The sequence below is a fragment of the Curtobacterium sp. MCBA15_008 genome, assembly GCF_001865065.1.
Taxonomy (GTDB): Bacteria; Actinomycetota; Actinomycetes; order Actinomycetales; family Microbacteriaceae; genus Curtobacterium.
Genome location: NZ_MJGN01000034.1, coordinates 116,916 through 129,674 on the forward strand (window position 1 = coordinate 116,916; position 12,759 = coordinate 129,674).

12 protein-coding genes are annotated in these 12,759 nt (G+C 69.5%); 4 read left to right on the top strand and 8 right to left on the bottom strand.

The window, feature by feature from the left end; all coding sequences use genetic code 11:
* The first annotated feature begins 64 nt into the window (after positions 1–64).
* The 3 genes from BIU96_RS13500 (at position 65) to BIU96_RS13510 (ending at position 2,593) form a co-directional block, all read left to right on the top strand.
* Positions 65–505 carry a DUF3060 domain-containing protein gene (locus BIU96_RS13500; RefSeq protein WP_139200039.1) on the top strand — a complete coding sequence of 147 codons (441 nt, stop codon included), beginning with the start codon at positions 65–67 and terminating at the stop codon, positions 503–505.
* A 96-nt stretch (positions 506–601) separates the two neighbouring features.
* Complete coding sequence (locus tag BIU96_RS13505) at positions 602–1,450, top strand: ankyrin repeat domain-containing protein (RefSeq protein WP_071293125.1); 849 nt, start codon at positions 602–604, stop codon at positions 1,448–1,450.
* Positions 1,451–1,528: 78 nt separating this feature from the next.
* On the top strand, positions 1,529–2,593 hold the full coding sequence (locus BIU96_RS13510; RefSeq protein WP_071293126.1) for an acyltransferase: 1,065 nt from the start codon (positions 1,529–1,531) through the stop codon (positions 2,591–2,593).
* 110 nt (positions 2,594–2,703) lie between these two features.
* On the opposite strand, the gene BIU96_RS13515 is transcribed toward BIU96_RS13510, so the two are convergent.
* From BIU96_RS13515 to BIU96_RS13545, 7 genes are all read right to left on the bottom strand, one after another.
* On the bottom strand, positions 2,704–3,900 hold the full coding sequence (locus tag BIU96_RS13515; RefSeq protein WP_217642272.1) for a glycoside hydrolase family 1 protein: 1,197 nt from the start codon (positions 3,898–3,900) through the stop codon (positions 2,704–2,706).
* A gap of 20 nt (positions 3,901–3,920) precedes the next feature.
* Complete coding sequence (locus BIU96_RS13520; RefSeq protein ID WP_071293127.1) at positions 3,921–4,793, bottom strand: alpha/beta fold hydrolase; 873 nt, start codon at positions 4,791–4,793, stop codon at positions 3,921–3,923.
* Positions 4,790–6,565, bottom strand: coding sequence for an ABC transporter ATP-binding protein (locus tag BIU96_RS13525; protein WP_254786150.1), 1,776 nt, complete (start codon positions 6,563–6,565; stop codon positions 4,790–4,792). Before BIU96_RS13525 ends, BIU96_RS13520 begins: the two co-directional genes overlap by 4 nt.
* Positions 6,562–7,503 carry an ABC transporter permease gene (locus tag BIU96_RS13530; protein WP_071293128.1) on the bottom strand — a complete coding sequence of 314 codons (942 nt, stop codon included), beginning with the start codon at positions 7,501–7,503 and terminating at the stop codon, positions 6,562–6,564. Before BIU96_RS13530 ends, BIU96_RS13525 begins: the two co-directional genes overlap by 4 nt.
* Positions 7,500–8,480 (bottom strand): ABC transporter permease, encoded by a 981-nt coding sequence (locus BIU96_RS13535; protein ID WP_071293129.1) that lies wholly within the window; start codon positions 8,478–8,480, stop codon positions 7,500–7,502. The genes BIU96_RS13530 and BIU96_RS13535 overlap by 4 nt, the downstream gene beginning before the upstream one ends.
* Positions 8,477–10,219 carry an ABC transporter substrate-binding protein gene (locus BIU96_RS13540; RefSeq protein ID WP_254786152.1) on the bottom strand — a complete coding sequence of 581 codons (1,743 nt, stop codon included), beginning with the start codon at positions 10,217–10,219 and terminating at the stop codon, positions 8,477–8,479. Before BIU96_RS13540 ends, BIU96_RS13535 begins: the two co-directional genes overlap by 4 nt.
* Positions 10,220–10,547: 328 nt before the next feature.
* Complete coding sequence (locus tag BIU96_RS13545; protein ID WP_071293130.1) at positions 10,548–11,651, bottom strand: LacI family DNA-binding transcriptional regulator; 1,104 nt, start codon at positions 11,649–11,651, stop codon at positions 10,548–10,550.
* A 239-nt stretch (positions 11,652–11,890) separates the two neighbouring features.
* Here BIU96_RS13545 and BIU96_RS19910 point away from each other — a divergent pair, with 239 nt between their 5' ends.
* Entirely contained in the window at positions 11,891–12,046 is a 156-nt protein-coding gene (locus BIU96_RS19910) for a hypothetical protein (protein ID WP_175477557.1), read from the top strand.
* A 6-nt stretch (positions 12,047–12,052) separates the two neighbouring features.
* Here the strand turns inward: BIU96_RS19910 and BIU96_RS13550 are convergent, their stop codons facing one another.
* A complete protein-coding gene (locus BIU96_RS13550; RefSeq protein WP_083402912.1) occupies positions 12,053–12,754 on the bottom strand; it encodes a GntR family transcriptional regulator in 702 nt (233 codons plus the stop codon).
* Between the last annotated feature and the right edge of the window lie 5 nt (positions 12,755–12,759).

Consider the following 12,759-nt stretch of genomic DNA (forward strand, 5'->3'; position numbering starts at 1 on the left):
GCTCGCCAGATCCACGCAACGCTCACGAACCGATCGAACAGTACAGAACCCATTGGAGGACACCATGACCCGCACCGCACACCTGAAGACCATCGTCGCGCTCTGCGTCGGCGCAGCAGCCGCGCTGACGCTCGCCGGCTGCTCGGCGGCAGACGGTGGGAAGGCAAGCGCGAAGCCCACGGCGAGCGCGAGCTCGAGCGCCGAGACCGTCGACTACGGGAAGTGCATCGACGGCCAACTCACGGTGCTCGCATCGAAGGCGGCGACAGGCAAGGCCGTACAGGTCGCCGACTGCGCTTCCATCGCCATCGTGGACGTCCCGAAGAAGGGTGTGACGTTCGCGATCGGGACCACCGACAAGCTGGTCGTCGAGGGCAGCGACATCACGCTGAGCGTCGAGTCCGCCAAGTCGATCATCATCCCGGGCAGCCGGAACACCATCACCCACGGTGGCGAGTCCACCGTGGAGGACCTGGGGAGCGACAACACCGTGTCCAGGGCCTGACCGCAGCGACCACACCGGCGAAGGCCGTCCACGATCGTGGACGGCCTTCGCCGTCCCGCAGGCCGAGGTCCTCGACTCCATCGGTATCGTCGAGGGGTGCAATGGAGTCACCTGAACTGGCCGAGCCCCGGTTACGCGTCGATCGAGGACGTCCCCGGCTACCAGGAACACCTCGCGCGCCTGGTCTCGGACGCGCCTCCGTCCGTCGCGGCGCTGGCATCCGTCGCCTGGGACGGAGCGCGCTTCGAGTCGTGGACGACGACGGAGGACGAGGTCTCGTTCGCGATGATCATCCGCAACGACGAAGTCCTCGACACGGAGCACGGACTGTGGCGACGCTGGAACCACGCGCGGGTCTCACTCCGGCTGGCGGGAGCATCGGCCGAACCGTCGACCTCCGGGGCGTTGGACCTGCTCGGCGGAGACGTCCACGTCGTCCGTGGCGAGATCGGTCACGTCGGCGACGCCCGATGGGAACTCCGGCTCCTCGTCTCGCCGACTGGCGAACTCGCGATGTCGTTCGGTGCGCTCTCGCTCGCGGTCGACCCGGTGGACGAGACCGTGTGGTCGGCGCTGGAGGGACGCCCCGAGCACGGCTGGCGGGGCCCGTTCGCCGACGGTTGGGTCGACTGGGCGACGCCGGCGGTTCGGGCGGCTGCCCTCGGCGACATCGGGGGCCTGTCGCTCGCACTCGAGGCGTTCGGCCCCGATCGGGAGGACCCGGATGCCCTCGATCCCCGATGGGGCTTCGCACCGCTCCACGCCGCAGCGTGGTTCGACCAGACCTCCACCGCCGAGATGCTCGTCGACCGGGGAGCATCCGTCGACGCGCTCGATGCGCACGGTCGCACAGCCTACGAGATCGCGCTCGTCCGAAGTGCGCTCGGCGTCTCGGGATTGCTGGAGGCCAGCACCGGAGCCTCCCGTACCGACCTCTCCACATGAAATACGATATCCTTTACACGAGCCGGTGACGTGTGGGAACTTTCCTCGGTAGCCGTTCACGAGCATCGAGGAACCACCATGGCGATCCACACGTACCGGGGCGTCCAGTCGCTCCGTTTCATCATCGCGCTGGTGGTCGTCGCCGCCCACGCCTGTTACTGGTACAACCGCGACTCCGGCTCGAGCGCACCGGCTCCCGACATCGAGTTCTTCGGCGAACTCGGCGTCTGGACCGCCTTCCTCGTCAGTGGGTTCGTGGTCGTGCACCTGGTGGACTCCGGCCGTGAGCCCGATTGGTCGACGTTCGCGGTCCGTCGCGCGATCCGGATCCTCCCGTTGGCGTGGACGATGACGGGGGTCAAGGTCGTCGCAGCGTTCCTGGCACCGGGCGCCATGTTCGACGGCGACCTCACGCCGACGCGGGTCGTCGCCTCGCTCCTCTTCGTCCCCTCCCGCGACTCCTCGGGTGACTTCCGAGCGGTGTGGGGTGTGGAGTGGACGCTCTTCTTCGAGATCGCCTTCTACCTGTTGGTCGCGCTGGCGATCGTGACCAGGGTCGACCCGATCCGGATCGTGACGCCGGTCTTCGTCATGATCGCCGCGCTGGCGATGTGGCGGCCTGAAGGCGGGAGTGTCCTCTGGTTCTACGCGGATCCGGTGGTGCTCTTCATCACAGCCGGGATGTGGATCGGTCGTGCAGCCCGGAACGGACGAACCGGGCCGGCGGTCATCGCGGCGCTGTTCCTGACAGCGTTGTACGGCCTCATCGAGTCCGTCCGACACGAGTCGTCCCCCGTCGTCCCAGTCGCGGTGTTCGGCGCGCTGACGGCCGGCTTCGGCCTGCTCATCGCAGGCGAGCGCCGGGTCGGCGGACGCATCCCGAGATGGCTGGTGCTCGCAGGCAAGCCAGCCTTCGCGCTCTACCTGACCCACCCACTCGTGGCGCAGGCACTCCCGCGGATCATGGGCGTGACCGGCATCACCGAGGTCCACTGGGGAGTGGTGGTGTCGAGCTCCGTCGCAGTCTCCGTCGCGTTCGCGTGGGTGGTCTACCGATGGGTCGACGCCCCGCTGGGACGGTTCCTCCGTCGACGCGTGATGGGCGTCGGTTCCGAACGGCGCACGCCCTCCGCGATCCCGTGAGGCCGTGACCGAAGGCCCCGCCCGTGCGCCGAGTCTGGCGAGCGATCGACCGCGACCGACCGCGCAGAACTGCTCCGCGACGGAGCCGTCGCGGAGCAGTTGACGCAGTACTACGCGGGGAGCTGAGCCCCGGCGGTGTCGAGGGCGTTCGCCCGCGCGACGCCGCCGTACCAGTGCGCGGACGGCTTCGGGGTGCGCTCGAACGTCACCGGGTCCCACGACACGAGGCCGAACGTCGGACGGAAGCCCGAGGCCCACTCGTAGTTGTCGAGCAGGGACCAGTGCTGGTACCCGAGGACCTCGATGCCGTCCTCGATGCAGCGGTGGATGCCCTCGAGGGCACCCTGGGTGTACGCCTTCCGACGGGAGTCGTCCGCCGTGGCGATGCCGTTCTCGGTGATCATCAGCGGGACGCCGCCGGAGAGCTCCCACGCGCTGCGGAGTCCGTCGGCGGAGGCCTCGGGGTAGAACTCCCACCCGGTCAGGGTCGTCTCGACGTCGTCCGCCACGGGCATCGGACCGGAAGCGTCGATGAAGGTCCGGGTGTAGGCCTGCACGCCGAGGAAGTCGTCCCCGGCGGCGTTCTCGAGGTACCAGTCGTCGCGCGGGTACCCGTACTCGCGGAGCATCGCGTCGGCCCCGGGCTCGCCGGACGACTTGAAGGCCTGCGTCGCGATGGTCCACCCTGACTGGAGGCCCGACACCTGCGACAGCACCTCGCGCGACCGCTTGTGGCTGTTCAGCAGGGCGTCGGCCACGCCGAGGTCCGGGTTCGGCAGCCCGTACGCCACCAGGTTCGCCGCGTCCTCGCCGCCCGCGAGCATCGCCGCGATGTTCGGCTCGTTGATCGTGCACACGTACCGGACGCCGTCCTGCACCACGGGGAGCGCGGCCTCGGTGTACCGGGCGAACAGGTCGGCGGCATCGGGGGCGCGCCAGAAGCCGTCGTGTTCGAACCAGCGCGGCACGGTGAAGTGCATGAGCGTGACGATCGGCTCGATACCGAACTCGTGGCAGGCGTCGACCATGCGGCGGTAGTGGTCGACCTCGGCGCGGCTGACGAACCCGCGCTCCGGCTCGATGCGGGCCCACTCGATGCTGAAGCGGTACGAGTTCAGGCCGAGCTCGGCGGCGATGCGGATGTCCTCGCGGTACCGGTGGTAGCTGTCCGCGGCGTCGCCCGAGGGTTCGACGATCGTCGTGTCCGGCTCGTGCTCGTGCACCCACCAGTTCGAGTTGACGTTGTTGCCCTCGATCTGGTGGGCGGCGGTGGCGGCACCCCAGAGGAAGCCGTCGGGGAACTGCAGTGTGCTGATGATGGTGCCTTTCAGTGGGCGGACAAGAACGTGTCGAAGACCTCGACCGTCCCCTGCGGGTTCTCGACCTGGGGGCCGTGGTAGCTCGTCGGGATGACCTCGTACGAGGCCCCGGTGCGCTCGGCCATCTCGCGCTGCCACGGGATCGGCCAGGCGCCGTCCCACTCCCCGTGCGTGACGAGGACCGGCAGGCCGGTGGCGCGGAGCTCGTCGGACGCGTCGGTGTGGTCCTCGAGGATGTGCGCTCCGGCGATGACGCTGAGCGGGCTCGTCGCGTCGAAGCGATCGCGGACCATGCGGACGTCGTCGGGCAGTTCCTCGTCCGGCCGGTACGCCCAGAGTGGGTTGGTCGAGTCGAACAGCTGCCGGTTGTTCCCGCCGGTGTCGCGCATGATCGTGAGCTCGGTGACCTTGCGGTACGGCCAGCCGTACGGCCCGGAGCAGAACTGCACGACGTCGCGGAAGGAGGCCGGCGAGGCGATGGCCGCCGCGCGGACGATCACGCCGCCCAGCGAGTGCCCGATGAGGTGCACGGGGGCGCCGTCGTCGAGCAGTGCGGCGACCCGGACGACGTCCGCTGCCTCTTCGTCGAGCGAGTAGTCACGCGGTTCCGTCGGCGCCGCCGAGTCGGCCTGGCCGCGGCGGCTGATCGCGACCGCGGTCCACCCGGCGTCGCGGAGGACGGGCAGGAAGGTCCGCCAGTCCTCCTTCGATCCGGTGTAGCCGGGCACGATGAGCACCGTGCCCTTCGACGCCCCGGCCGGGACGACGCGGTAGGCGGTGAGCCGACCGACCGGCAGATCGATGCCGACGACGCCGACGCCGTCGGGGGTCGGCAGGTGCCCGAACGCGGGAACGAGGGGGAATTCGTGCAGGGTGGTCACAGTCGTCCTTCCGCCAGTGCCCGCCGCGGGTTCGGCACCGCGTCGAGCAGGTCGATCGTGTACGGGTCCTGCGGGTTCTGCAGCACCTCGGCCGTGCGGCCCCGCTCCACCACGGCGCCGTCGTGCAGCACCATGATGTCGTCGGTGATGAGCCGGGCACTCAGCAGGTCGTGCGTGATGTAGAGGAGCGAGACGCCCCACTGCTCGCGGAGGTCCTCGAGCAGCGCGAGCACGCCGGCTCGCAGGGTCACGTCGAGCATCGAGACCGGCTCGTCGGCGATGATCACCTGCGGGTCGGACGCCAGCGCGCGGGCGATGACGACGCGCTGCCGCTGCCCGCCGGACAGCTGGTGCGGGAGCTTCTGCGCGAACTGCTCCACCGGGGTGAGACCCACGGTGTCGAGGAGTTCGAGGACCCGACGACGAGCGTCCCGCCCCGTCAAGCCGGTGTAGTTCACGACCGGCCGCGTCAGCGTGTACTCGACCGTGTGCAGCGGGTTGAGCGCGGCGTACGGGTCCTGGAAGACCATCTGCACCTCGGACCGTAGGTCACGCAGACCGCGTCGGCCGAGTCGCGCCACGTCGAGGTCGCCGAACCGGACGGTGCCCGAGGTCGGCTTCTCGACGCCGGTGAGCATCTTCGCGATGGTCGACTTGCCCGACCCGGACTGCCCGACGAGTGCGAGGGACTGCCCGGGCTCGAGGGTGAACGACACGTCGCGCACCGCACGGACCGGGTCCTCGCCACGGCGCGGCGGGGCGTAGGTCTTCACCAGGTCGTCCACCACGATCGGGTTCTCCGCCGCACTGCGCTCGCGGGACCCGACGGTGGCGAACGACGACGTCGTCTCCTGACGGGAGACCGAGCGCTGCGAGCGGTCCGGGAAGCCCGGCAGGCTGACCACCTCGGCGCGCGGGTCGGCGTAGTGCGACAGCAGCATCTGCGTGTACTCGTCCTGCGGGTCGCGCAGGATCGACTTCGAGTCGTTGTCCTCGACGATGCGTCCCTCGTGCATGACGAGCACGCGCTCGGTCGCCTCGAGCACGATGCCGAGGTCGTGGCTGATGAGGACCGCGGTGAACCCCTCGGTCCGCTGCAGCTCGATGATGGTGTCCATCACCGCGTGCTGCACGAGGACGTCGAGCGCCGTGGTCGGTTCGTCGAAGACCATGAGACGCGGCTCGAGCGAGAGCGCCAGGGCGATCGACACGCGCTGTCGCATGCCGCCGGAGAGCTCCCCGGGGTAGCGCGCCAGCATCGAGACGGGGAGCTTCACCTTGCCGATGAGCTCCTGCATCCGGGCGTCCCAGCGGTCACGCGGCACGTGGCCGTGGGCCTTGAAGATGTCGATGAAGTGGTTCCGGATGGTCCGCACCGGGTTGAGCGCGTTCATGCCGGACTGCAGCACCATCGCGAAGCCGCCCTGACGCTGCTGCCGCAGCGCCTCGTCGTCGAGGTCGCGGATGTCGTGCCCGGCGAAGACGATGTTGCCGCCGTTGGTGCGCGCCGGCGGCTTCTGCAGCCGGGTCAGCGCGTACCCGAGGGTCGACTTGCCCGAACCGGACTCGCCGACCAGGCCGACGAACTCGCCCTTCTTGAGCTGGAAGGACACGTGGTCGACGGCCTGGACGGCCGTCTGACCGGCCGATTCGTACACGACCGACAGGTCGCGGACGTCGAGCAGGACGTCACCGTCTGCAGCCTGGAGGCGCGTGGCGGCGCCGTCCCGCGCCTCCAGGCCGTCTGCTGCCTGCGATCGCGAGCCGCTCATGCGGTCTTCTCCTTCTTGCGACGCGCGCCCTCGCGCAGTCGCGGGTTGGACACGGCGTCGACGCCGAAGTTGATCAGGGTGAGGCTCATCGCGAGGAGCGCGATGCAGAGACCCGGGGCGAACAGCAGGATCCACTGGCCGGTGAGCAGCGCGTTCGAGTTCTGCGCCCAGTAGAGGATCGTGCCCCAGCTGACGATCGACGAGTCGCCGAGTCCGAGGAACTCCAGGCCCGCCTCCGCGAGGATCGCGCTCGTCGCCGCACCGAAGAACGACCCGACGATGAGGCTCGTCATGTTGGGCAGGATCTCGCGGAACACGATGCGGGTCGCGCCCTCACCGGAGAACTGCGCGGCGGTCACGAAGTCGCGCCCACGGAGCGACTGCGTCTGGCTGCGCAGGACGCGAGCGCCCCAGGCCCAGCCGGTCACGACGATGACCGCGATGATGACCGCGATGCCGCCGTTCTGCAGGTACGCGGCGATGACGATCATGAGCGGCAGGCCCGGGATCACGAGGAAGAGGTTCACGATGAACCCGATGACCTCGGCGATCCAGCCGCGGACGTAGCCCCAGCTGAGGCCGATCGCGACGGCGACGAGCGTGGACAGGATGCCCGCGACCGCGCCGACCATGACCGAGATGCGGGCACCGTAGATGATCTGGGACAGCACGTCCTCGCCGGCGGCGGTGGTGCCCATCCAGTGCGCGCCGGTGGCGTCCTGGCTCCTCGGGAAGCCGTTCTGGCTGGCGCCGTACGGTGCGAGGAGCGGGGCTGCGATCGCCACGAGGACGAACACGGCGAGGATGATGATGCCGATCCGGGCCTTGGTGTTCGACCAGACGACGCCGAGCTGGCGGGCTGCCGACTTGAGTCTGGAGGGGGCTGCTTGGTCGTGCTCGTCTTGGGTCCGCACGGCGACGGTTGCGTTGTTGGTCATCGGCGCGTCCTCGGGTCCAGGACGCCGTAGAGGACGTCCACGATGAAGTTGGCGATGAGCACCGACACGGTGATCATCAGGAAGAGGGCCTGCATGAGCGGGTAGTCCTGCCCGATCACGGCGTTGAACAGCAGGTAGCCGATGCCCGGGTAGCCGAACACCTGCTCGACCAGCACGGAACCGCCGACCACGCCACCGAGTGCCAGACCGAAGCCGGTCAGGTTCGGCAGGATCGCGTTCCGCGCCGCGTAGCGGATCGCGACGGTGCGCCCCCGGAGGCCGTTCGCCTCGGCGAAGGTCACGTAGTCGTCGCCGAGCGTGTTGATCATCGCGTTGCGCATGCCGATGATCCAGCCGCCGAGGCTCGTCACCAGGATCGTGACCGCCGGCAGGACCGCGTGCTGCAGGGCGTCGCCGATGAACGCGCCGCTCAGTCCGGGCGTCGTCGTCGCGGAGTAGGCGCCCGTGGTCGGGAACCAGTGCGCCACGTAGCCAAGGAAGAACAGCAGCAGGAGCGCCGTCCAGAAGTACGGGAACGTCGACATGAACGAGCCCGACAGGGTGGGCAGCGAGTCGAGCCAGGTGCCGCGCTTCCACGCCGCCCCGACGCCGATGAGGGTGCCGAGCACGAACGCGAGGATCGTCACGACGCCGACGAGGATCAGCGTGTACGGCAGCGCCCGGGCGACGAGGTCACCGACCGGCTGCGGGTAGAACGTGTAGCTCGTCCCGAAGTCCAGCGTGATGACCTGGTGCAGGTAGCTGACGTACTGGTCCCAGAGGTTGCCGCTCGGCACGCCGAGCTGCGCCTCGATGGCCTTCTTGGTGGCGTCGGTGACCGGGCCGTTCTGGCTGAGCTTCGCCAGGGCAGCGTCGGTCGGGCTGCCCGGCATGAGGCGCGGCAGCACGAAGTTCAGCGTGACCGCGGCCCAGAGGGTCAGGACGAAGAGGACGAGTTTCTGGAGGATGTACTTCACTTCTGGTCCTCTTCGGCCTTGATGATCGCCCGGCCGGCTGCGCTGTCACGGAGCCGGAGCTTCGAGAAGATCAGCAGCGGTGCCGAGTCGTAGTTCTGTGGCGCCATGTAGGGGTCCTTCGCGCTCGGCCAGCCGACGAACTTGCCGGTGTTGAACAGGCCCCAGAGCCCGCCGTAGTACATGCCGATCACGGGCAGGTCGTTGTAGACGACCTCCTGCAGCTGGTCGAGGATCTCCTGCTGCTCCGCCGTGTCCGTGGTGGCCTTGTACTCGTCGAGCAGCTTCTGGGTGTCGGCGTTCTTGTACCGCTCGTAGTTGTTCACCGTCGACTTGCCGACCGGCTGGTAGAAGTCGGAGCTCAGCAGGGAGTTGAACGCCTGGAAGACGTCGCCGTTGCCCATGCCGCCCATCGCCATGTCGAACGTGCCGTTGTTGATGGCCTGCTGGTAGCCGGCGGGCTGCGGCGCACTGATCGTGACCTTGACGCCGATGGCGGTGAGGTCACGACGGACCTCCTGCGCGGCGCGGAGCCAGTCGGAGTAGCCGTTCGCCGTGGTGATCGTGATCGACAGCTGCTTGCCGTCCTTCACGATCTTGCCGTCCTGCTCCACCCAGCCGGACTTCGCGAAGGCGGCCTTCGCGGCGGCGACGTCCTGCGTGATGACGCCCTTGTCCGGGATGTCGGGGTTCACGTACTGCTCCTGGTTCGGCAGGATCAGCCCGGTCTGCGCGGCGGCCTTCAGGTTGCCCTCGGTCGCGGTCTCGGCGATGTCGTCACGGTCGAGCGCGAGGGAGATGCCCCGGCGGACGTTGACGTCGTTGTACGGCGCCTTCGTGAGGTTCGGGATCAGGCCGATCACGCCGCCCGGCGGGAACCAGTACGTGTTCGTCTTCGATGCCGCACCCCAGGTGCCCTGCACGTCGGAGATGAAGGAGTACGCCCAGTCGTAGCCGCGCGTGACGGTGTCGAGCTGCGTGTTCGTCGCAGGCAGGATGAGGTGCTTGATGGCGATCTTGTCGGCCTGCCAGTACCGCTTGTTCTTGTCCATCGAGTACTGCTGGTCGGTGTAGTTGCCGAGCACGAACGGGCCGGTGCCCACCGGGTTCGGGTCACGCCACGTCGTCGGGTCCTTGACCTTGCCCCAGTGCTGCTCGCCGAGGATGTACGTCTGCCCGATGATCGTCAGGCTCGGGACGTCCTCGCTCTTCAGGTGGAAGACGACGTGGTCGCCCTGCTGGTCGATCGTGTCGATGTGCTGCCAGGCGCCCTTGACGTCCATGGCGGGGAACTTCTTCAGCAGGTCGAAGGTGAAGACGACGTCCTTCGCGCTGAACGCGTCGCCGTTCGACCACTCGACGCCGCTGCGGATCGTCATGTCGATCGTCTTCGCGTCGGGCTGCGACCACGAGCTCGCGAGCCACGGGTTGCGCTTGCCGTCGAGGGGGTTCACCTCGATGAGGGGCTCGTACATCCACTTCGACGCCGTGCGGGCGTTCGCGATGTACGGGTTGAAGTTACGGTCGAACAGCGGGTTGCCGTGGTCCGCGTTGATGAGCATCGTGTCCTTGCCGATGCTCGGGTCCGGCTGGGAGCGGACCTGGATGCTGCAGCCGGTGGCCACGAGGGCCACGACCGCCATGCCGGCGATCGCCGCGATGATGCGGCTGCGCCGACCGCGGCGGGTGGCCGGGGTGCGTGGGTCAAGCTGCCCGCGCGTGCGCTGTGGGGGAAGCGTCATTGCTCGGTCGACCTCCGTGTCGAGTGGGTACCGGGACAATGTATGCGCTTACATCGCGTTCTGCAAGCGGGTGTGAGGCGAGTGGGTTCTTTCGCGGGGTGGCACGCGGAGAGGGCGGTGCGGGCGGTGCGGGCGGTGCGAAGGGGGCGGGCGGGGTGGGCGATGCGGGCGGCGCGAAGTGGCACAACACGCCGCTCACGTCGGGTGAGGTCGCACGAAGTGCCGCCCACCGGCCACGAGCGCGACACATTGTGCGATCTCGGCGGGGCGGCGAAGCGGCGCTGGGCGTGCTCGGCGGGGCATGCGGAGCGGGGGCCGGAGCCGCCGGCTAGAGGGACGGCGGGCAGCTCTCGCGGAGGAGCACCTCGACTGGAAGACGCATCGCCCGCGGCGGCCCCTCGCGCCGCTCGAGCCGGTCCACGATCGCCCGGACCGCCGCCCGCCCGAGCGCACCCATCGGCTGGTGCACGGTGGTCAGCGGCGGCGCCGAGAACCGCCCGGCGTCGATGCCGTCGAAGCCGGTGACGACGAGGTCCTCCGGCACGCGCACCCCTCGCGCCCCGGCGGCGTCGAGCACCCCGAGCGCGGACTGGTCGTTCGAGCAGATGATCGCCCGCGGCACCTCGGCACCGTCGAGCAGCTGCGCGGCGAGCTCGCGCGCCCGGACCCGTCCGAAGTCGCCGTGAACGACCCGGACGGAGGACGCAGGCACCCCGTGGTCGTCGAGCGCCTGCCGGAACCCCGCCGACCGCTCCATGTCGTCCGGCGAGTCGATCGGCCCGGCCAGGTACACGAGGGACCGGATGCCGAGCCGCCCGATCACGTGGGCTCCGATCGTGCGCATGCCCGCCGCGTTGTCGACGCTCACGGAGTCGAAGCCGTGCGAGCGCCGGTCGTCCGCGAGCACCACGACGGGGATGCGCCGGGCGACGTGCTCGAGCAGGTCGTCCGGCACGGTCTGCGCGAGGACCGCGAGTCCGTCAACCCGGCCGGCAACGTCGTTGACGATGACGTCGCGGGACGAACCACGACCGGCGGCGACCATGAGCGCCAGGCCGCGCTGCCACGCCTCGGTCTCGGCGCCGCGGAGGACCTCGTCGAAGTACAGGTTGGATGAGAACGGCTGCGTCACGTGCCGGCGGTCGTCGACGACCCGGACACCACCGTCGGTGACCAGGTCGGGCCGCTCGTCGGGCACGACGTCGAACCCGGGCAGCAGGAGTCCGACCACGCCGGTGCGCTTGCCGGCGAGGGCGCGGGCGTTGCCGGAAGGGACGTAGCCGAGCGTCCGGATCGCTGCCTGCACGCGGTCGCGCGTGCCCTCGCGGACCGCGTCCGGCGTCCGCAGCACGCGCGAGACCGTGGCGATCGACACGCCCGCCGCGGACGCGACGTCGTAGACCGTGGGAGGCGCCGTGCGCTGCTCGGCCAAGCCGTGCCTCCCGTCCGACGCCTGCGTGACGTCCGCTGCCCTCGCGCCGCGAGCCGGCGGCCGCACCATCCTAGGCAGGCGTCGGCGACGACTTCTCCACACCTGGTGGAAACCCCTTGCGTTCTGCGGATGAGCGGCGGGACACTGTCACGACCTCAGTACGTCCCGTGAGGAAGCGCATCGGCGGGCAGGATGCCCGCATCGATAACGATGCCCACACACGCAGGGAAGGACAGTCCATGTCACAGTCGACGCGTTCCGGGAGCAAGCTCTCCCAGCGACAGAACACCGACGAGCAAGAGGTCAAGGACGCACTGCTCGACCACTCCGACGGCAGCACGGCGTGGATCTTCGACCAGATCGACGCCGCTGAGGACGGCGCGTCGAGACCGTAGATCCGGTCAGCGCTCGGTCGCGCCGACGATCGCCATGCCCGCTCCTCGGAGCCGGCGGCGTTCCTGCGCGATCCACGCGAGCAACCGGTCGTTCGTCCCCGCGACGTGCGCTGCGAGCAGGTCGGCAGCACGGTCGCCGTCGCCGTCGCGCACGGCGTCGATGATCGCGCTGTGCTCCTGCCACGCGGCGTCGCGGGCCTCGGGCGTGCGGACCTCGATCCACCGCGTGCGCTCGAGTCGTGTGAGCGCGTCGGCGATCGCATCCGTGATGAACCGGTTGCCGCCGAGCGCCGCCAGGTCGAGGTGGAACGTCGAGCCCATCCGGATGCCGGCCTGCTGGTCCGGGGTCGGGCGGAGGGTGTCGAGGTGCGCTCGGACCTCGGCGAGCTGGTCCTCCGACGCGCGCTCGACGGCGAGACGGGCGGCTGCGGGTTCCAGTACGCCGCGGAGTTCGGCGAGCGAGGCGATCTCGTCGAGGTCGATCGGGGTGACGGTCCACGACCGACCCTCGTGCAGGATGAGTCCTTCGCGCTCGAGTCGCGAGAGCGCCGCACGGACGGGCGTGCGAGAGGCATGGAAGCGCGCCTCGAGTCCCCGCTCGGAGATCCGCTCCCCCGGAGCGATCTCGAGCGTCAGGATCGCGGACCGCAGGTTGTCGTAGAGCTGGCTCGTCTGCGACACGGGCGGTTCGTCGGTCGTCTCGCTCACGGCGC